The sequence below is a fragment of the Mycolicibacter virginiensis genome (assembly GCF_022374935.2).
Lineage (GTDB): Bacteria > Actinomycetota > Actinomycetes > Mycobacteriales > Mycobacteriaceae > Mycobacterium > Mycobacterium virginiense.
In genome coordinates, this window is the sequence record NZ_CP092430.2 from 3,837,186 (window position 1) to 3,857,704 (window position 20,519).

A 20,519-nucleotide genomic window follows, 5' to 3' on the forward strand; every position below is an offset into this window, starting at 1 on the left:
GTCAATCTGCGCATTCCCCCTCGACGACCACCGCCTGAATGACATAAATGCAGGACGAGGACCGTAAGCCTTGAGCTGACTACTGCGTGCGGCCCGTCGTCTGCATCGAGGAGGGGAAATGCAGCGTGTTCTGGGCGCCTATCTCGCCGCTGGCCTGGCCATCACCGGCGCCGGTGTGCTGGTCGTTCCGCCGGTGCAACCAGTGGCAGCGCACGCACAGGTACTCCTGGCCGGCGCTGAATCCTCACTCGGTGACGGCACCGCCCTGATCATGGGCGCCAGCTTCATCGCAACCCCCAGCCAGGGCTGGCTCAATGCGTTCGACCGGTTGTACCTGCAACCACATGGCTTCACCGGCGACCTACTTCCGGTGACCACACCGGAGTCGCTCTATCCGTTCACCGGGCCGTTCAGCATGACCTTCGACAATTCGGCAGCCCAGGGCCTCCAGATTATTGAGGAGGCAATCCAGCGGCAGATCGCGGCAGGCGGAGTCAGCGCCGACAACCCGGTGGTGGTGAGCGGCTACTCGCAGAGCGCCTCCATCGATTCGCTGCTGATGGCACGACTGGAACAGGACGGCATCGATCCCGCGAACGTGCATTTCGTGTTGCTGGGCAACCCGAATAACCCCAACGGCGGGTTGCTGGAACGGTTCGCCGTCCCGTTCGGCGATAACCCCGACGCCGTACATCTCGGGCTGACGTTCTCGGGCGCTGCCCCCTCGGATGTCTCGCCGACCGACGTCTACACCTATGAATACGACGGCTTCGCCGACTTTCCGAAATACCCGATCAATCTGCTGTCCGATCTCAACGCGTATCTGGGCATCATCTTCAACCACGTCGCCTACCTGGGGCTGACGCCGGAGCAGATCAGCAACGCGGTCGCGCTGCCAACGCTGGACCCAAACAGCCTGACCAACTACTACATGATCGAGTCCGCGAGCCTGCCGCTGCTGGCCCCGCTTCGGTTGTTGCCGGTGTTCGGCAATCCACTGGCCGACCTGCTGCAGCCGGCGCTGTCGGTGTTGGTGAACCTGGGCTACGGCAGCATCGACAACGGCTGGTCGCCCGGCTACGCCGATGTGGCCACCCCGATGGGTTTCCTGCCCGACCAGAGCGTCCTCGACCAAGTGCCCGAGGCGCTGTGGAACGGTGTCCTGCAGGGATTCACCGACGCGTACCGGGACCTGAGCGATCCCGCCAACTACCAGCTGATCTCACCGCAGACGATGTCCGATGTGCTGGGGCCGCTGCTGAACTCGGCGACCGCGGCTTTCAACCTCGACGGGTCGTGGGAGGACATCACGAGTTATCTGTCGACCTTCCTCTCCGGGGCCGCGAACTGGTACGCCGAAGGCCTCCAGGAGCTGTCGCTGACCCACACCGGCCTGCCGCCCATCGACATGGGCAGCACCCTGTTCTTTACGCTGCCCCAGGTCGCCTGGAACCTGTTCGAAACCCAGCTGGCTGCCGGTGACCCGCTGGCCGCCATCGGCGAACCGCTGGCGGCGCTGATCGGCCTGGCCCCGCTGATGCTGGTGGGGGCGGTGATCTAGTCCCGAGGTAGACCTCGGTGCGTCATCCACAGGCAGACCCGTCATCCGAATGGCCGCGACCCGAGCCGGCGGTAGGCTGCCGGCATGGAGCCGGGGAACCTGGAGGCGCGCGTCGCCGCACTGGAAACCCAGGTGCGCGACCTTGACGGCCGGATGCGTGCAAGCGAGCGTGACGCCGCGGCCGCACGGGTCCTCGCCGGCGCCGCCGATCGGGACGTGAGCGAGATCCGCGGCGAACTGCGGGACTTCCGGCGGGCCACCATCGCGAGCTTTAATGCACTTCGCGAGGACATGAACGATCTTCGCGCGGACATGAACGCCCGTTTCGCCCAGGTCGACAACGGATTCATGGAGATGCGCAGAAGGTTCGACGCCACCGCGGCCGGCCAACAGCGCATTGTCGAACTCATCCAGGGCCTGAGCAGCGAGCAGGGCGGCACCAGCTAGGCCCTGCGGTAGCCGCGATATCCCCTGCAAACGACTGATCGCCGGGCCCCTTGTGGGGACCCGGCGACCGTGTCGAGAGGGATACCGGCTAGCCGGGGTTGCCCGGGTTGCCGGGGGTGCCGTCAGCACCAACGGGGTCTCCGGCGCCACCGACGCCACCGGCACCGGCCGCACCACCAGCGCCGCCTGCGCCCACCGAACCCGCGGCGCCGTTACCGGCCCCGCCGTGTCCGGCTTGTCCGGCCGCGCCACCGGCCGCGCCGTTACCGCCGTTACCACCGTTACCACCGGCCAGGCCGGCGCCGGTGTCGGGGTTGACGCCACCGGCGCCGCCGGCACCGCCTCCGCCACCGTCACCGCCACGCCCGCCGTTGCCGGCGTTACCGCCGGTGCCGTTCTGCGAGGTACCGCCGTTGCCGCCCGTGCCGCCCGCGGCGCCCGCGGCGCCGTTACCGCCGACGCCGCCGGCCGTCTTGCCGGGCGCGCCGGTGAGCGGGTTGTTGCCGGTCGATCCTGTTGCGCCGTAACCGCCCCGTCCGCCCTGGCCGCCCTCGCCGCCGTTGCCGCCGTTGACGCTGCCGGCCCCGTTACCGCCGTTGCCGCCGGCGCCGCCGACACCCGCGGTGCTGGTGCCGCCGCCGGCCGCGCCTCCGGCGCCGCCGATACCGCCGTTGCCGGCGTGGCTGGGCCCGATGCCAAGGGTGTTGGTCGGGGTTTGCACGCCGCCGCTGTTGCCGCCGTTGCCGCCCTTGCCACCGACTCCCGAGACGGTGTCCGAGCTTGAGCCGTTGCCGCCACCGCCACCGTTGCCGCCCGAGGCGGTGCCGTTCCCGCCGTTGCCGCCGTCGCCGCCGGCACCGCCCGGAGCGCCGTTGCCCGCGCCGCCGCTACCGCCCCAGCCGCCGTTACCGCCGACGCTGACCACGCCGGGGCCGGTCGCGCCGTCGGCGCCGTTTCCGCCCTGACCGCCGACTCCACCGCTACCGGTGCCGCCGCTGAGCATGTTGGTGCTGGTCTGACCGCCGCCACCGCCGGCACCGCCGTTACCGCCGATGCTCCAGATGGTGCCGTCGGCGTCCTTCCAGCCGGTCGCCACGCCGCCGTCGGCCCCATTGCCGCCGGCACCGCCGTTGATCCCGTTGGCGCCGTTGCCGCCGCCGCCGCCGTCACCGCCCTTGTAGGTGCCGGTGCCGCCGGCGCCGCCGTCGGTGCTGGCACCGGTGGTGTAACCGTTGCCGCCGCCTCCGCCGTAGCCACCGCGCCCGCCGATGGTCTTGATGGTGTTGTCGGTGGTGGCGCCGTTGCCACCGGCACCGGCTTGGCCGGCGTCCCCGCCGCGCCCGCCTTCCACGTCGCCGCCGTAGCCGCCCTGGCCACCGGAGCCGCCGTTGCCGGCGGTGCCGGTCACCCCGACCGCGCCGGTGGCATTGCCACCGACACCGCCGTTGCCGCCCTGCCCGCCGATACCGGTGGCGCCGTCGGTGGTGGCGGAGTTGCCCAGGCCGTAGCCGCCGCTGCCGCCCCAACCGCCGGCGTTGCCGCCGTTGATGCCGGCGCCGCCGTTGCCGCTGTTGCCGCCGTTGCCGCCGGCGTAGCCGGCGCCACCGTCACCGCCGATGCCGCCCTCGGCGCCGTTGCCGATGAAGTGGCCGTTGGCGTCCTTGACTGCTTCGCCGCCGGCGCCACCGTTGCCGCCGTTGCCGCCGTCCCCGGCCTGGCCGGCTTGACCGTAGAGCGGGGCGCCGTAGAAGTTGGAACCGCGGGCGCCACCCAGGCCGCCCACACCGCCGCGGCCACCGACGCCGCCGGCCAGTCCGTTGGTGCCATCGTTGCTGCCGACGCCACCGTCGCCGGCCGCGCCGCCGGAGCCGCCTTTGCCGCCGTTGCCGAGCAGGTAGCCGCTGACCCCGCCGTTGCCGCCGGTGCCGCCTTGGCCGCCGCTCATCCCCGTGCCGCTGGCATTCTGGGTGCCGTCCATGCCGGCGCCACCGGCGCCACCACTGCCGCCGTTGCCGAACATCCAGGCCATCGCGGCACCGCCATCGCCGCCGGCGCCGCCGAAGCCACCAGCCACAGTCGCAATGCCGCCGGCTCCGCCGTCGCCGCCGTGGCCCATCCAGACGCCACCGATACCACCGTTGCCACCGGCGGCACCCGCACCACCGTCACCACCATCGCCGCCGTTGCCGAAGCCCAAAGCGTTACCGCCGTTGCCGCCGGCCTCCCCGGCCACATCACTGGACCAGCCAGCACCACCATCGCCGAACCACAACCCGCCATGGCCACCATCGGGGTCCTCCGCGGTGCCGTCGATACCGTTGCCGATCAGGTACTGCCCGGAAATGGTGTTGATGGCGCCGTTGACCATCTCCCCGAGCGGGTTGGTGATCCAGAACTGCGTCAGCATGTGCAACGGCTCATAGAACATCTGGTCAAACATCGTGGCCACGTTGAAGTCGCCCATCAGACCCGACAGGTCGAACCCATCAGCCGAGCCGGGCACATCGATGTCAACGGTCGGGGCCAACCACTCGAAACTGAACAGATCCTCGAAATCAGCCGAAGCGGCCGGCGCCGGCGCCAACGGCGTCATACCGAACGTCAAAAACGCCGCCACGGCGCTGCCAGTACCGATCATGCGGTTGCGGTAACTCATCTGTGAATACCTCTCGTGCGAAAAGTCTGGTTTGGAAAGAGTTTTAGGGGATTGACGCCGGGCGCGGGCTACAGCCCCAGCAGGTCGGCGAACCAGTCGCTGGCCGCGGCACCACCGGCACCGCCGTCATCAAGGTCGTTGATCACCGGCAGCTCAGCACCGGCCAGCGGCGGGGTGACCGGCACCGCACCCTTGCCGTCCCAACCCGAACCCAGCAGCGCACCGATGGTCTGGCCCAGACCCAGCATCGCCCCGAGCGGCCCGACCGCATTGCTACCGATGTTCAGGCTGCCGATCACCGGGGCACCGGTGAGCTCGATACCGACACTGTTGAGGATCGAACCACCCACCGCGGGCGTCTCACTCACCACCGCACCGCCGGCGCCAAGCACCTGATACGGGTCGATAGCCACATGCCCGGCCGTCAGCCACCCACCAAACGCAATGTCCAAATGGCCGATCCCCATGCCGTCGGGCAACATGCCACTGCCAGCAGCGGCCTCATTGATCATCGGCAGCAGACTGTCCAGGTTGAGCGTGGCACCGTTGAACGAGGCCCCCACCATGTTGGCCAGGGTGTCACCGAAACTGTCACCCTCGGTAATGCTGTTGAGCAAGCCCACCCACGGCGCAATCCACGGACCCAGCGAGCCCATGATCAGTCCACTCAGCGGCGAGGACAAGAAGTGGATGACCGGCACGATCTCCGCCGGAAACATCCCGCCCATCAGCGACGACAACGGCCCGGCAAACAGGTCATACCAGCCCAACGCGAACGTCGAGGAGTCCCCAGCGGCCAGGGTGTGACTCATCACGATCTCCAGGGTTTCCTGGCTGGGGTTGGAAAGCGTGTACCCGGTCAGCAACGCATCCAGGTTGTGACGCATCTGCTCGGTGACCGCGGTGATGTTCGCCGGGTCATCCATCAGCTGCTGGGCGTAGTCCATTTGGTTGGCCAAGAACTGCTGAAACGCGATCCCCGGCGCCAGGTAGTAGTTATTGAGCAACTGCGACAGGTTCTGCGACGCCGCGTTGAACACCTCGTCCCACGCGCTGCTCGCCGTCAGCGCCACATCGCGCACCGCGCCCACAGTGGGCAGCGGCGCGACCACCGGGGTGGCCGCGATCAGGCCAGCGCCCACGATCGCGACACCAGCGCTGGCGTAGGGGCGGATTGTTGCGCGCAAGGGAAATCTCCTCAAGGTTGTGGCACGAGCACGGGTCGGATTCTGGGTTAGCTGGCGCGCTGAAAGGAAGGCGAGGCTTACCAGAGTTTTCTCAGGTAAATGCAGGCATTCGGCAGCGCCGATTGCCCACGCGGTATGAATCCGCAGCAATAACAGCGCATCTCAATCAACACGACTTAAAGCTAACCGTCATTTTTCTGTGAAGTTAGGACGTTCTTCCGCAGGTTTGGATTATCGTCGGCGCATGCTTCCTACGGCCCGATTGGTGCGTCAGCGCGCCGGGGTGAAGGTCTACGACTATCCGACCGCCCCACACCTGCCACCGGTGGTGGTGGCCCGGGTGGGGCGGGAAAGACTGTCCCAACACGGCCAGATCCACAACTTCCCGGCCCTGTGGTGCGACCGGTCGACCGGGATGGTCTATGTGGTCGCGATGGGCGCCACCGTCGGTCCCGAGGCGGTGGAGTGCGCCGACGACGGCATCGCGGTGTTCTTCGACCCAGCAGCGGTCGGCCATGACGGCGCATCGCCATGGCTCTCCTGGCGATCACATCCGCTACTCTGCCTGTTCCTGCACGAGAACGAAGACGGTCTGTTGCGCATCGAGCTACCCGTCGCCGATCGTCCAGCGATCTTCAACATCCTCAACGCGATGAAATCCGAACTCACGCAACGCCAAGACGGAGACCGCGAAGCGATATCGGCCCTACTGACCCTGCTGCTGGTCAAGCTCACCCGACTCGGCGCCGACACCATCGGCAGCGTGCGCCACGAAGACGAACCCCTACTGGCCGAGGTGTTCGCCACCATCGACCGGCGCTACACCGAACCGCTCTCGCTACGCGAAGTCGCGCGTGAGGTCTCGGTATCAGCCGGGCATCTGACCACCGTTGTGCGCCGCCGCACCGGCCGCACCGTACTCGAGTGGATCACGCAGCGCCGCATGGGCGAAGCCCGTCGCCTGCTGACGGATACCCGGCTATCGATCACCGAAATCGGCCAGCGCGTCGGACTGCCGGATGCGGCCTACTTCACCCGGCAGTTCCGCCAAACACACGGTGTTTCACCCAGCCAGTGGCGAAAATCCCCGCCGCCCCCTCTGTGACGGTCGGCAACGTAGCGTTCTCAGCCGACGGCGTGGGCAGAGCGCACCGCCTGCTCACACACCACACGCAACGCGTCCTCGCCTCCCGACTCGCTCTGGCACCCGATTCCGATGCGCAGCGCACCGTCGGCCAACACCACCCAGTCGACATGGTGGCCGTTGCGAACTTCCCGATAGGTCACGGCGGGACGTCCCGCGCTGGTGCCTTCCGGGTCGAAATCGGTGAACACTCCGGGCGTTTCGGCGTCAGCGCGTTGCAGGGCGCGCTGCAACGGCTCCGCGATCGCAGTCAGGGTGTCGCCGGCGGCCGGCGCTTGGGTCACGTGCAGCACCAGCTGTGGGTCGTCGGGCGACACTACTTCCACCCGCGCCGATCCTGGCCCACCTGCCACCCGTCGCGTCGACCACCCATCCGGAATCTGTACCGCTACATGGCCTTCCACTAGGTAGGTCACGGGATTCGCGGTGTCCGAACGAGCGTCATGACGTGTCAGAAAGCCCAGCGCCACCACAGCGCCGACCAGGGCGGCCGGGGCCAGTCGCCGGCGGCGACTGGCGGAGGCGAGTTTGGCGACCGGCGCATTGCCCGTGCGGCGGATCGGCGGCAGCCGATCGACCACGGTCGTCCGCACCTCGGGCCGCAGCCGCTCCTCGATCAGCGCAGCCAGCGCCGCTACCCCACCGATCCCGGCCGGTGCGTCGATCACGACCGCTCCGGGATGACCCCGTACCACCGCACGTATCCGGCGCGCCACCGCGTCGGCGACCTCGTCGGGGGAACCGATGCGCGGCTCGGCGACCACGTCAGCGCTACCGACGCCGGTGACGGCCACCAGGCCGGCGGCGATCTCCACGACGACCGCGGCGTGGGATGCGCGCACCAGCACCGTTGCGCGCGATCGGCAGACCACCTCGCCGGCCAGCGGTCGGGCCGCATCGGCGAGCAGCCGCACCCTTCGGACCGGCCACCACGACGGGTGGATGAGCTCGACCGATTCAACGGGCAACGGGCAGGTCAGCACCTCGCGCAATAGCTCTGGCACCGCGACCGGTTGCCCATCGACCAAACCGACCGGGTCATCGATCCACTCCAGCGCCGCTGCGGCGAGGGCTGATTCGGCACCGCCGCAACACAATCGGCGAATGGTTGCGGGACCGGCCTCGACCACCGCACGATGCCCGACGCTCATGGCTCCCACGCCACCTGTACGAGCCGCTCGCCGTCGGCCCGGGTGACCAGTGTGCCGCGCCCAGGAGGCAGCGGCACCGAGCGAGCCGAATCCCACGGGGCGTCCGCGGCACTGCCAGCCGAACCGTTCATCATCAGCGTCATCGCGCCCAGGTCGATCAGCGCGGTCAGCAGCGGCTCATACATCGATCGGGCCGCTCCCCCGCTGCGACAGGCCACGACCAGGTGTAGCCCGAGGTCCCCGGCGTGCGGGAGGTATTCGATCAGTGGTGTCAGCGGATTTCCGGTGCCGGCGGCCACCAGGTCGTGGTCATCGACCACCACATACAGCTGCGGCCCGGACCACCATGAGCCGGTGCGCAGCTGTTGCGGGCCGAGGTCTGCACCGGGCATCCGCCTCGCCAGCTGGTCGATCAGGCCCGGCAGCAGCGTGGCCAGTGAGGGCCTCGACATCGCATAACCGGCCAAGTGCCCGGCCGGTACGACGTCCATCAGGCCGCGCCGGTAGTCGACCACCAGCAGCTGAGCCTGCCCGGCAGGGTGGACCCGCACCAGCTCCCGGCACAGGGTTCGCAGCACGGAGGTCTTGCCGCACTCGCCGCCGCCCACGATGAACAGGTGCGGTTGCCGCCCGAAATCGATCGCGACAGCGTCGAGTTCACGTTCGTCGATGCCCAGAACCGGCTGGCCGGCGGCGGTGACGGGCAGGTCGGCCCGGGCGACGAGGGTCGGCAGCAGCCGGATCGGTGGTGCGACGGCACCGTCGGGGTGGTGCATCGGTTCCCAGCCTTGCGGGCGGGCCAGCAGCATGTGCATGCCGTCGTGGGTCAGGCCGCGGCCGGGCCGGCCCTGCGGCACCCGCTGGGCCTGGCGGCGGTCCAGTTCGGACTCGGCCGGATCGCCCAGCCTCAGCTCGATACGGGTGCCGATCAGGTCCCGCAAGGCGGGCCGCACCTCGGCCCACCGCGACGCTGCCAGCATTACGTGCACACCAAAGGACAGGCCGCGGGCGGCCAGCGCGACAATTCTGGACTCCACCTCGAATTCCCGGCACAGGGCGGACCATCCGTCGATCACCAGGAAGACGTCCGGGCCCACGCGTTCGCCGTCCGCGATGTGGCCGGCACGCTGAGACTCGCGCCGCGCCACAATGGCCTCGATCTCGGCGACCACCCGCTGCACCAGGTCTGGTTGCCCAACGCCGGCGACCGCGCCGACGTGCGGCAGGGTTCGGGTCGCGGAGAGCTCTCCGCCGCCGAAATCCAAGCAGTAGAACGCGACCCGGGTCGCATCGTGGGTGGCGCACAGCGCGGCGATCAGGGTGTACAGCGCGGTCGACTTGCCCGACTGCGGGGCGCCCACGACGGCGACATGGCCCGCAGCGCCGTCCAACCGAATCGACAAGGTGGTCCGACGCTGCTCGAAGGGCCGATCGACGACGCCGATCGGGACCGTCAGATCCGCGTAGTCGGCATCGAGGAGTGGCCCCAAGGTTGGGGAATCTCCGAGGGGAGCCAGCCAAATCTGTCGTGCCGCCGGGCCATGCCCGGACAATCGCTGCAGCATTGCCTGCAGCACGGTGCGCCCACCCAGATCGGTAGCTTCCCGGATCGGACCGAGTGGCATGGCGGTGAACGGGCGTACCGCGACCGGATCCGCCCGCGCTGGAGGGCACATCCCGGCGACGTAGGCCGTCTGGAATTGCCGCACCGCGCCGTCGGCCGTGCGCAAGAACCCAACCCCGGGGACATTGGGCAGATCGTGGGCATCGGTGGTGCCCAGCACGATCCGGGATTCGGCAGCCGACATCGTCTTGAGGCACACCCGGTAGGACAGGTGCGATTCCAGACCCCGAAGCCTGCCCTCCTCGAGCCGCTGACTGGCCAGCAACAGATGCATGCCCAGCGAACGACCCAACCGGCCTATGGCGACGAAGGTGTCGAGGAGATCGGGATGCTGGTGGAGCAGTTCGGAGAATTCGTCGACGATCACCAGCAGTGCCGGCAGCGACGGCAACTGCGGCCGCGCGGTTCGTGCCTGCCGATACGCTGCGACGCTGGGCGCCCCGGCGGCGCGCAGCTGTTGCTGGCGCCGCTGCATCTCGCCGGCCAGCGCGTCGCGCATCCGTTCCACCAGCGATGCCTCCTCGGCGAGGTTGGTGATGACGGCACAGACATGCCTGGTCTGCTCGAATCCGAGAAAGGTTGCACCACCTTTGAAGTCGACCAGCACCAGATTCAGGTCCTCCGGTGAATGCCGCGTGGCCATGCCCAGCACGAGCGTGCGCAGGAACTCCGATTTGCCCGAGCCGGTGGCGCCGACGCACAGCCCGTGCGGCCCGCTGCCCCGCTCGGCGGCTTCCTTGATATCCAGCCGTACCGGCTCTCCGCTCGCATCGGCGCCGATCGGGACGCACAATGACTGCGCCGAGGCGCGCGCCCATTCCGCCGGCGCATCGAAGCGGTCGATGTCGCCGATGCCCAGCAGATGAGCCCACCCCCCGCTCCCGGAGCCGAGGGGCCGGTGCGCGGTCAGGCGCCGCGCACACACCGCCGCGTCGGCAAGAGTCAGAAAGTCCGGCCGGCCAAGGTGGCCATCGGCGTCACGCAGTTCCATCGCGGTCACGTGCAGGAGGCGGGCCGTGCCTCGGGCGCCCAACTCGGCCACCTGAAGACCGCTCGCATCGTCGCTGATCACCACGGACCGGCGGCCGGTCAGGCTGGTTTCGGCGGCCGTCAGGTCGGGATAGGTCAGACGCAATGGTCCGTCGGCATCGGCGGCCGACGGATGCTGATGGTGCGGCAGCCATTTCAGCCAATCCCAGTCGCCGCGATGCCGGCCGTCCACGGCCGCGATCAGCAGCGCATCGGGGCCGTGCAGCACGGCGAGCTGACAGATCAGCGCGCGCAGCAGACCGCGAGCCCGCTCGATGTCACCGTCGAGGCGCAGCGGCGACGGCCCCAGCACCATCAGCACGACAGGCACGTCGGACACCGCTGCGTGAGTGTCCAGGAAACGGCGCAGTGCTGAGTCGGTGACCGGATCGACCCGTCGCACCGGATCGCGCGATGGCGCCACCAGTCGATTGGCCGGTGCGGCCGGGCCGATCCCGACCCGCACCGAGCCGAAATCGGGGTCGCCGAGCTGGCGCTCCCACATCCGGGCCCCGCCGGCCAACACCCATAGTGCGTCCGGCTCTGGGTGCGACCAGAGCGCCCAGGCGCGCTGGGCCTCAGCGTTGTCTGCCACGGACTTCCGCAATCCCGCGAGGTAGGCCAGGTAGTTCTCGCGGTCGCCGTCGATGTCGGTGCCACGCCCATGGTTTCGGCTGGCGAGGACGGCTGCCACCGCCGACGTGAGCATCATCAGCGGGAACAGTGCGAACACCGGGCTGCGCACGGCCGTGGAGCCCGAGCGGTAGGCGACGGCGGTCACGGCGAGCATCCCCACCGCCATAACGGCGGGAAGCAATCGGGTCAGAATCATCCGCGACTCGGCGTCGGGCACCGATGGCGGTGCAGCGACGGCGATTTCGCCCCGCGATGGCGACGGGGGCGGGAGCGCGGTCGGCGCAGGACCGGTCATCGGCACACCGTAGGCAGCGCCGATTCGCCGGGCAAGTCAGCTGTGGATAGCCGAAAACGTCGCGGCTGCCGGCTCAGTAGCGTGCGGGCAACGAGGCCGAAAGGAGAACGGGACGTGTCGAATCCGGATTCGGGCCTGCGGCGGGTCGCCGTACACGCCGACAACACGCACGCTGATCTGACGCTACCGTCCGGCGTGCCGGTGGCGGCCCTGATCCCCGCCGTCGTAGAGCTGATGCCGCACCGGGCCAGTCCGGACTCGCTGCGCCCCTATCGCCTCTCCGAACTGGGGCGCCCTGCACTCGACGGCACGAGAACACTGTCTCAGCAAGGCATCCGCGATGGCGCCACCCTGGTGTTGACCCGCGCCGAATGCTCGGCCCCGCAAGTATCGTTCGACGATCCCGCCGAACAGGTGGCGGCCGCGGTACGGACCATCGAGCGCCCGCGGAATCGGGCGGCGCGCCGGCTGGGCGCCGCGCTGACCGCGTCCGGGCTGGCCGGGGTGGCCGGCTTCGTGGCGATTCCCGGCGGCCCCGGCGCCCCGAACGCACTGTTGGCGGTCGCGGCCACCGGCGCGGTCGCCCTGATGACCGTCCCGCCGAGTGGCTGCAACGGGTTGGTGCGCACGACGTTGTGCTGTCTGGCCGGGTTGGCGCTACTGGGCGCGGTCGCGGGAATGGCCGTCGCGGTGGCCGGGATTGCACTGCCCCAGGCGGGCGCCGCGGCGGTTGTCGCGGGAGTCGGCATGATTCGCGTCGCCGGCCGAGTGGCGGCCGCGGCCACCGGGTTGTTCGGTCGGGAGGAGTCACAGGTGGGCCGGGCGCACGATCTGCTGACCGGCTTGGTTTCGGCGGCTGCGGCCGTGGCGGCTCTGGGTTCCGCCGCGGTGGTCGTCGGGGCACCGGTGGCCGAGGAGCCCTACCTGGTGGGCGCGGTGCTCGCGGCGACGGCTGGCCTGGCGCTGGTACTGCGCGCCCGCTCGCACACCGATGGCGTGCAGATCGCGGCGCTGATCGCCGGCGGTACCGCCACATCGGCGATCGGCCTACTCGGCGCGGCGGGCCACACAACGGCGCAATGGCCGGCGGCGCTGGCCGTGGTGCTGACCGTTGCGGCGCTCGGCCTGGGCTTCACCGCTCCGACCACATCCCCACTGATCCGGCGTGGCGCCGAAGTCGTGGAGGGCCTGGCCCTAGGTTCGTTGGTGCCGCTGGCGTGCTGGCTGTGCGGGTTGTACAGCGCTGCCCGCGGATTGAATCTGGGCTGACTCGTGCCGCGTACCCGGGTCGCTCGGTTGGCGACGGTCGCCATGATCGCTGCGACAGCGTGCGCACCGCCGGCGAACGCGGTCGCACCGCCCCCGGTCGACCACACCCGTTTGCCCGCGCCTGCACCGGCCGCGCCGACACGCCCCACGGTGCAGCGCGAGGTGTGCACGGTGGGCGCACTGGGGTCCGGTGGGACCCCGACTCAGCTCGACGGGCTGGACCTGGCCGCGGCCTGGGCGCTCACTCGGGGCGCCGGCCAACGGGTTGCGGTGATCGACACCGGTGTCGCGCCGCACCGGCGGTTGCCCGGATTGATCGCCGGCGGCGACTACGTCTCCACCGGCGACGGCACCCGGGATTGCGACGGGCACGGCACGCTGGTCGCCGGAATCATCGCGGCCGCACCGGATCCCGTAGCCGACCGGTTCAGCGGGGTGGCGCCGTCGGCCACCGTGATCGGTATTCGAGCGTCCAGCGCACGGTTCGCCGCCATCGGCGACGCTGCCGGTATCGGCGATGTCGATACCCTGGCCAAGGCGGTGCGTACTGCGGCGGACCTGGGCGCATCGGTGATCAACATCTCCACGGTGGCGTGCCGACCCGCACGTACCGGACTCGACGACCGAGCGCTGGGCGCCGCGCTGGCGTATGCGGTCGAGGTCAAGAACAGCGTCGTCGTCGCGGCAGCCGGCAACGCCGACGAGGGTTGCGGCGCCGAGGAACCCATGATCGTCACGCCGGCCTGGTACGACGACTACGTGCTGACCGTCGGCTCCGTGGATGCCCGCGGCGTCGCTTCGGCGTTCACCTTGCCCGGTCCGTGGGTCGACGTGGCAGCGCCCGGCGAAGCGGTGCTCTCGTTGAGCACCGTGGGCGATGCGATGGCAGACACCCTCGACGGCTCACCGTTGCGCGGCACGAGCTTCGCCGCGCCGGTGGTCAGTGGGCTGGCGGCGCTGATCCGCTCGCGGTTTCCGCAGTGGACGCCACGCCAGGTGATGGACCGGATCAAGGCCACCGCCCACCACCCACCGGGCGGTCGTGATGATGTTGTCGGCGCCGGTGTCGTGGACGTGTTGGCCGCGCTCACTTTTGACGTGACCACCTCGCGCAAACTGTCCCCGCCCGCACTTCCTCTGCCCCTGCCTGCACCCGACCCCGAACCCGCTGCCGAAGCGGCGCCCGCCGGGCTGCGCACCGCGATCCTCGGCACGGCTGTCCTAGTGGCGTTGCTCCTGTCAGCCGTCACCGGTCGGGCACTTTCGGGCCGGGCGGCGCGTCGCGGCCCAGCAGCGCTTGGTCCCGACTGAGCCGGGGGCCGGCCGGCAACCCAGCCAACAGCGGCCACGGCACCCCGGTGGCTACCGCGGGCAGCCCCAGCCTGCGCCCCGCGTCGTCGTCGTCAACGGTGAACCGCACCCCGCTCTCGGTGATCAGATAGCCGACACCGCCGGCGTGACCGGAGGTGTCGGCCGCGCGCACATAGGCACTGTGCCCCGGCGGCAGGTAGACCCCGTCCAAGGCGGGGCCCGGCCCGTCCGCCTGGGCCAGCACAGTCGGCGACTCCCCCACCGGTAGACGCACGCCGCTCGACAGCGTGACCCCGCCCGGGTCGTCGGCGCGCCAGTGCACGCACAGCACGGCCGGGGCTAGTCCCACCCTGTGAAGGTCCGCGGCCGGCGGGGCTTCGGGGATCGCGTTGAGCAGCAACGCCGAGACCCGACTCGGCACGGCGGCGTCCAGCAGCGGGTCGGCAGGGTCGACCGCAACCCGCCGTCCGTCGAGGAGCAGAAAGGTTGCCCCGGATTCTGAGCTGACCGGTATCGCCTGCTGCGGGTCGAGGCTGCCGGACTGCAGGGGGTCGGCACCGACCATGAGGACGGTGCCGGCGGAATCCTCGCACAACGACCACGTCGCAGCGTCCGGCAGTGGCGCCCCGATCACGCCCGGCGCACCCGGGATGCCCAGCGGTGGCCCGCGCCGAGCCCGGCCGAGCGCACTGCCGTCCACCGGTCGCGGGTCGGCCGCCCCGGTGATCAGCCGCGCCGAAGCGAGGTTGTACACCGGATGCACCGTGTCGGCGATCCGGACATAGAGCGCCCCGGTCGCGCGGTCCAGCAGGATCGGCGCATCACCCAGGACCGGCTGTGGCTGTAGGACGGCCAGCATCACCGCGCCGACGACCACGACCATGCTCAATAGCCAGCCCAGGGCCAGGGCACTTCGACCGGGGACGGGGCCGCCCGTGACCCGCCCGCACCGCAGCGCCCGTTCCATCCGGCGAGAAAAGAAGCGGTGTGCACTGAGCTGAAGCTGCGTCGTCGATCGCCCGGCCATATCGGCCACAGGCTATTCGTGAGACCGCTGCGGCCGTACTCGGCCATCCACAGTCCCGTCGGTATCGAATTCGGGCTTCGGTACCATCTCGGGTATGCGTTTTGTTCAGCTGAGCAGCATTTTCTCCGCGACATTGATGGCAGGCGCACTGCTGACGCTGCCGGCCGTAGCGCCGAGCGTCGCCCCGGTGGCGACCGCCTACGACTGCCCGGATGTCGAGGTCATCTTCGCCCGCGGCACCAGCGAGCCGCCGGGCGTCGGCCGCGTCGGCCGGGCCCTGATCGACTCGCTGCGCCAGCAGACCTCCAAGAAGATCGACGAGTACGCGGTCAACTACCCCGCCGGCCGGCTGCAACTGGGTGGGGGCGACGGCGCCAACGACGTGATCAGGCGGGTCAAGGCGGCGGCCGAAGTCTGCCCGAACACCCAACTGGTGCTGGGCGGCTACTCGCAGGGCGCCTCGGTCATCGACATCGTCACCGGCACACAGGTCGGCGGCATCACCTGGGGCAACCAGCTGCCCCCGGACCTTGCCAACCAGGTGGTGGCCGTGGTGGCGTTCGGCAACCCGGCTGTGCGCACTGGCGGCCCGATCAGCGTGCAGAGCGCCCTGTTCGGCTCCAAGGCTCTCGACCTGTGCAACCCGGGTGATCCGATCTGCCATGAGGGCCCCGGCAACGAATGGACCGATCACACCGACGGCTACATCCCGGCGCTGACCAGCCAGGCGGCCAACTTCGTCGCCGGCCGGCTGCGGGCCGCGGGTCCGGCACCGACGCTGGAGCCGTGATCGGGCCCACCCCGTTTTAGTTAGCTCGTCAAGGCTTATTTTCGCTACTATCGTTCACTATGAAGGCATTCCGCATCCTGGCGGCAGGAGCCGCTGCTACAGCGCTGCTGATGGACCCCACCGCGTCATCGACGCCGACAGCCTCGGCTGACGGTTGCCCAGATGTCGAGGTGGTGTTCGCTCGCGGGACCAGCGAGCCGCCGGGCCTGGGTCGGGTAGGCGACGGCCTGGTCAACGCGCTGCGGAACCAGACGTCCCGCTCGGTTGGCGCCTACGCGGTCAACTACCCGGCCAGCTACGACTTCGGCCGGGCAGCCGACGGCGCCAACGACGCCAGCGCCCACATCATGTGGATGGTGGAGAACTGCCCGGGCACCCGCCTGGTCCTCGGCGGCTACTCACAGGGCGCGGCGATCATCGACATCGTGGCGGCGGCACCGGTGCCCGGCTTCGGCTTCACCGCGCCGCTGCCGCCCGAGGCCGCCGACCACGTCGCGGCGATCGCGGTGTTCGGCAACCCGTCGAACAAGATCGGGCAGCCGCTGACCAACAGTCCGGCTTACGGATTCAAGACCATCGACCTGTGTACCGATGGCGACCCGGTGTGCTCCCCCGGGCGCATTTTCTCCGCGCACTCCGGCTACACACCCGGCATGACCAATCAGGCCGCCTCGTTCGTCGCCGGCCTGCTGTAGCCCGGTTGCCTCGAGTGTGCGGTTTGGTCGCCGAAAACGCGCTTCCGCGACCCAAACCGCACACTCGGTGGTCTAGCGAGTGCGAATATCCCGGGTGATGATGGTGCGCGCTCCCAGCTGATCGTCCGGCGGGTAATCCACCCCGACCAAGGTCAGCCCACGTGCGGGTGCGGCGGTGAAATCACTGGATCGGCGCTGCGCGTTCAGCAGATCTGCACACCACGAGGCATCGCGGCGGTGCTCACCGACCGCCAGCACCGCCCCGACCAACGAGCGCACCATCGACCAGCAGAACGCGTCGGCGCTGACGTGCGCGGTCACCAGCTCACCGTCACGCACCCAGTCCAAGCGCTGCAGGTCGCGAATGGTGGTCGCTCCCTCGCGGTGCCGGCAAAAGGCCGCAAAGTCATGCAGCCCCACCAGATTTCGGGAGGCTTCGGCCATCGCGTCGACGTCCAGCGGCCGCGACCAGGCGGTGATGTAGCGGGCCTCTTGAGGCGCCACCCCATAGGGCGCGGTCGACAACCGGTAGGCGTAGTGGCGACGCAGCGCCGAGAACCGGGCGTCGAAGTCAGCTACGGTGCGCTGCACCCGCAGCACCCGCACGTCGATCGGCAGGAAGCGCGCCAATCGCCGTGTCAGCGCCAGGAACTCCGGCTCGCCGTCACGCCGGGTGCGCGAATAGGCGTGCTGCAGCGCCGAATCCGGTACATCGATGTGGGCCACCTGCCCGGTGGCGTGCACGCCTGTGTCGGTGCGTCCCGCCGCGAACAACCGCACCGGAGTGCGGAACACGGTCGTCAGAGCCTCATCGAGAACTCCGGCGACCGTGCGCTGTCCCGCCTGAACCGCCCAGCCGGCGAATTCCGTGCCGTCGTAGGCGATGTCGAGCCGAAGCCGGACGACTTCGGCCGTACCGTCAGGACTCGTCGGTACCCTCGGCCGCATCGGTGGCCTCGGTGGCTTCAGCAGCCTCGGTCGCCTCGGCGGCCGGCTCTTCGACCTTCTCCTCGACCTCGGCGGGCTTCTCGGCCTTCTCGGTCTTGGGGGCAGCCTTCTCCGCCTTGGCTTCAGTCTTAGCGGCCCTACGTGCCTTCTCAGCCTCCGAGGTCACGGTCTTCTCCCGGACCAGTTCGATCACGGCCATCGGGGCGTTGTCACCCTGACGCGGCTCGACCTTGATGATCCGGGTGTAGCCACCGCTGCGGTCCGCGAAGTGCGGGGCGATCTCGGCGAACAGCGAGTGCACCACGTCCTTGTCGCGGATCTTCTTGAGCACCTCACGCCGGTTGTGCAGCGTGCCCTTCTTGGCGTGGGTGATCAGCTTCTCGGCGTACGGCCGCAATGCCCGCGCCTTCGGCTCGGTCGTCTTGATCCGGCCGTGAGTGAACAGCGACGTGGCCAAGTTGGCCAGCAGCGCCTTCTGGTGCGAGGACTTTCCGCCGAGGCGGGGACCCTTAGTGGGCTTGGGCATTGCGACTTCTCCTAAATGGGGCCGGCCCCCGTATCAGGTAGGGCCGGGACGGCTCTCTTTCGAGAGGTTTGGCGTTAAAGCTGCTCGGTTTCGGCGTAGTCCTGCTCGTCATAACCGGCGTCGGCCGACCAGGTGCCAGTGGCAACGTCGTAGCCCGCCACCTGCGACGGGTCGAAGCTGGCCGGGCTGTCCTTGAGCGACAGGCCGAGCTGGTGCAGCTTGACCTTGACCTCGTCGATGGACTTCTGCCCGAAGTTGCGGATGTCGAGCAGGTCCGACTCGGTGCGAGCGACCAACTCCCCGACCGTGTGCACACCCTCGCGCTTGAGGCAGTTGTAGGACCGCACGGTCAGGTCCAGGTCGTCGATCGGCAGCGCGAACGAGGCGATGTGGTCTGCCTCGGCCGGCGACGGGCCGATCTCGATGCCCTCGGCCTCGACGTTGAGTTCCCGTGCCAGACCGAACAGCTCGACCAGGGTCTTACCGGCCGAGGCCAGCGCGTCCCGCGGGCTGATGGAGTTCTTGGTCTCCACGTCCAGCACCAGCTTGTCGAAGTCGGTGCGCTGCTCGACACGGGTCGCCTCGACCTTGTAGGTCACCTTGAGCACCGGCGAGTAGATCGAGTCAACCGGGATGCGGCCGATCTCAGCGCCCGACACCTTGTTCTGCACGGCCGGCACGTAACCGCGGCCGCGCTCGACGATCAGCTCGACCTCGAGCTTGCCCTTGTCGTTCAGGGTGGCGATGTGCATGTCGGGGTTGTGCACCGTCACGCCGGCCGGCGGGACGATGTCACCCGCGGTGACCGCACCCGGGCCCTGCTTGCGCAGGTACATGGTGACCGGCTCGTCCTCTTCGGACGAGACCACCAGGCCCTTGAGGTTCAGGATGATGTCGGTGACATCTTCCTTGACGCCGGGGACCGTGGTGAACTCGTGCAGCACACCGTCGATGCGGATGCTGGTGACCGCCGCGCCGGGAATCGACGACAGCAGGGTGCGACGAAGCGAGTTACCCAGGGTGTAACCGAATCCCGGCTCCAGCGGTTCGATGACGAACTGCGACCGGTTCTCGGCCACGACCTCTTCGGACAGGGTCGGACGCTGCGAGATCAGCATGTTTTTCTTTCTCCTTCTGGCACCCGCTATTTGATGCCGGTTGGGGGACTCGGGGTGGGACCCCGAGCTGTATTACTTCGAGTAGAACTCGACGATCAGCTGCTCGGTGAGCGGCACGTCGATCTGGGCACGCTCCGGCAGCTGGTGAACCAGGATGCGCTGACGCTCCCCGACCACCTGCAGCCAACCCGGGATCGGGCGGTCGCCGGCGACCTCACGGGAGATCTGGAAAGGCACCGTGTTGATCGACTTGTCCTTGACGTCGATGATGTCGTACTGCGACACCTGGTAGCTGGGCACGTCGACCTTCACACCGTTGACGGTGAAGTGGCCGTGGCTGACCAGCTGACGGGCCATCCGGCGGGTGCGGGCCAGGCCAGCGCGGTAAACCACGTTGTCCAGCCGGCTCTCCAGGATGCGCAGCAGCTCCTCGCCGGTCTTGCCGCCACGACGGACGGCTTCCTCGTAGTAGCGACGGAACTGCTTCTCCATCACGCCGTAGGTGAAGCGCGCCTTCTGCTTCTCCTGCAGCTGCAGCCGGTATTCGCTCTCCTTGATCCGCGCGCGACCGTGCTGGCCGGGCGGGTAGGGGCGCTTTTCGAATGCCTGGTCGCCGCCGACGAGGTCAACACCCAGACGGCGGGACTTGCGGGTGGCGGGTCCGGTGTAACGAGCCATTTTGTTTCAGTCCTCCTAGACCCGACGCCGCTTGGGCGGACGGCAACCGTTGTGCGGCTGCGGGGTGACATCGGAAATCGCACCGACCTCGAGGCCGGCGGCCTGCAGCGAGCGGATCGCGGTCTCACGACCCGAACCCGGGCCCTTGACGAACACGTCGACCTTCTTCACGCCGTGCTCCTGCGCCTTGCGGGCAGCGTTCTCGGCGGCCAGCTGCGCGGCGAACGGAGTGGACTTACGCGAGCCCTTGAAGCCCACGTGACCCGACGACGCCCACGCGATCACGTTGCCCTGCGGGTCGGTGATCGTCACGATCGTGTTGTTGAAGGTGCTCTTGATGTGAGCGGCACCGTGCGGGATGTTCTTCTTTTCCCGACGCCGAGTCTTCTGGCCCTTCTTGGGCCCGGTCGCTTTCTTGGTTGCCATG

The 20,519-nt window shown here is 69.1% G+C and carries 17 protein-coding genes; 7 read left to right on the plus strand and 10 right to left on the minus strand.

What is annotated here, in order from left to right:
* Window positions 1-118 precede the first annotated feature (118 nt).
* Entirely contained in the window at window positions 119-1,561 is a 1,443-nt protein-coding gene (locus tag MJO54_RS18645; RefSeq protein ID WP_240175304.1) for a PE-PPE domain-containing protein, read from the plus strand.
* A gap of 84 nt (window positions 1,562-1,645) precedes the next feature.
* Window positions 1,646-2,008 carry a hypothetical protein gene (locus MJO54_RS18650; RefSeq protein WP_240175305.1) on the plus strand — a complete coding sequence of 121 codons (363 nt, stop codon included), beginning with the start codon at window positions 1,646-1,648 and terminating at the stop codon, window positions 2,006-2,008.
* Between the two features lie 88 nt (window positions 2,009-2,096).
* Here MJO54_RS18650 and MJO54_RS18655 read toward each other — a convergent pair whose 3' ends face one another.
* Together MJO54_RS18655 and gjpA are read right to left on the minus strand one after the other, a co-directional pair.
* On the minus strand, window positions 2,097-4,664 hold the full coding sequence (locus MJO54_RS18655; protein WP_275564467.1) for a PGRS repeat-containing protein: 2,568 nt from the start codon (window positions 4,662-4,664) through the stop codon (window positions 2,097-2,099).
* A gap of 68 nt (window positions 4,665-4,732) precedes the next feature.
* A complete protein-coding gene (gjpA, locus tag MJO54_RS18660) occupies window positions 4,733-5,851 on the minus strand; it encodes an outer membrane porin GjpA (RefSeq protein ID WP_240175306.1) in 1,119 nt (372 codons plus the stop codon).
* 244 nt (window positions 5,852-6,095) lie between these two features.
* Between gjpA and MJO54_RS18665 the strand changes: the two genes are divergently transcribed.
* Window positions 6,096-6,956 (plus strand): helix-turn-helix transcriptional regulator, encoded by an 861-nt coding sequence (locus MJO54_RS18665; protein ID WP_105294412.1) that lies wholly within the window; start codon window positions 6,096-6,098, stop codon window positions 6,954-6,956.
* 20 nt (window positions 6,957-6,976) lie between these two features.
* Here MJO54_RS18665 and MJO54_RS18670 read toward each other — a convergent pair whose 3' ends face one another.
* Both MJO54_RS18670 and eccCb read right to left on the minus strand, forming a co-directional pair.
* Window positions 6,977-8,146, minus strand: a complete 1,170-nt coding sequence (locus MJO54_RS18670) for a type VII secretion-associated protein (RefSeq protein WP_205843395.1) — start codon at window positions 8,144-8,146, stop codon at window positions 6,977-6,979.
* Window positions 8,143-11,730 (minus strand): type VII secretion protein EccCb, encoded by a 3,588-nt coding sequence (eccCb, locus tag MJO54_RS18675; RefSeq protein WP_240175307.1) that lies wholly within the window; start codon window positions 11,728-11,730, stop codon window positions 8,143-8,145. The genes MJO54_RS18670 and eccCb overlap by 4 nt, the downstream gene beginning before the upstream one ends.
* Window positions 11,731-11,844: 114 nt before the next feature.
* Here eccCb and MJO54_RS18680 point away from each other — a divergent pair, with 114 nt between their 5' ends.
* Both MJO54_RS18680 and mycP read left to right on the plus strand, forming a co-directional pair.
* Window positions 11,845-12,999, plus strand: a complete 1,155-nt coding sequence (locus MJO54_RS18680; RefSeq protein WP_046284777.1) for an EsaB/YukD family protein — start codon at window positions 11,845-11,847, stop codon at window positions 12,997-12,999.
* A gap of 42 nt (window positions 13,000-13,041) precedes the next feature.
* Window positions 13,042-14,310 (plus strand): type VII secretion-associated serine protease mycosin, encoded by a 1,269-nt coding sequence (gene mycP / locus MJO54_RS18685; RefSeq protein WP_240175999.1) that lies wholly within the window; start codon window positions 13,042-13,044, stop codon window positions 14,308-14,310.
* Here the strand turns inward: mycP and eccB are convergent.
* Entirely contained in the window at window positions 14,246-15,337 is a 1,092-nt protein-coding gene (gene eccB, locus MJO54_RS18690; protein ID WP_240175308.1) for a type VII secretion protein EccB, read from the minus strand. The genes mycP and eccB overlap by 65 nt on opposite strands.
* A gap of 94 nt (window positions 15,338-15,431) precedes the next feature.
* Here eccB and MJO54_RS18695 point away from each other — a divergent pair, with 94 nt between their 5' ends.
* Window positions 15,432-16,127 (plus strand): cutinase family protein, encoded by a 696-nt coding sequence (locus tag MJO54_RS18695; protein WP_046284775.1) that lies wholly within the window; start codon window positions 15,432-15,434, stop codon window positions 16,125-16,127.
* 59 nt (window positions 16,128-16,186) lie between these two features.
* Window positions 16,187-16,822 (plus strand): cutinase family protein, encoded by a 636-nt coding sequence (locus MJO54_RS18700; RefSeq protein ID WP_275564468.1) that lies wholly within the window; start codon window positions 16,187-16,189, stop codon window positions 16,820-16,822.
* Window positions 16,823-16,894: 72 nt separating this feature from the next.
* Here MJO54_RS18700 and truA read toward each other — a convergent pair whose 3' ends face one another.
* The 5 genes from truA to rpsK all read right to left on the minus strand — a co-directional run bounded on the left by truA (window position 16,895) and on the right by rpsK (window position 20,518).
* The gene (truA, locus tag MJO54_RS18705; protein ID WP_046284773.1) at window positions 16,895-17,770 is read right to left on the minus strand and encodes a tRNA pseudouridine(38-40) synthase TruA; all 876 of its coding nucleotides are present in this window, start codon (window positions 17,768-17,770) and stop codon (window positions 16,895-16,897) included.
* A complete protein-coding gene (rplQ, locus tag MJO54_RS18710) occupies window positions 17,742-18,296 on the minus strand; it encodes a 50S ribosomal protein L17 (protein WP_105294418.1) in 555 nt (184 codons plus the stop codon). The genes truA and rplQ overlap by 29 nt, the downstream gene beginning before the upstream one ends.
* A 74-nt stretch (window positions 18,297-18,370) precedes the next feature.
* The gene (locus tag MJO54_RS18715; protein WP_046189663.1) at window positions 18,371-19,414 is read right to left on the minus strand and encodes a DNA-directed RNA polymerase subunit alpha; all 1,044 of its coding nucleotides are present in this window, start codon (window positions 19,412-19,414) and stop codon (window positions 18,371-18,373) included.
* Window positions 19,415-19,486: 72 nt separating this feature from the next.
* Entirely contained in the window at window positions 19,487-20,092 is a 606-nt protein-coding gene (rpsD, locus tag MJO54_RS18720; RefSeq protein WP_046284771.1) for a 30S ribosomal protein S4, read from the minus strand.
* Between the two features lie 15 nt (window positions 20,093-20,107).
* Window positions 20,108-20,518 (minus strand): 30S ribosomal protein S11, encoded by a 411-nt coding sequence (gene rpsK / locus MJO54_RS18725; RefSeq protein ID WP_024443770.1) that lies wholly within the window; start codon window positions 20,516-20,518, stop codon window positions 20,108-20,110.
* Between the last annotated feature and the right edge of the window lies 1 nt (window position 20,519).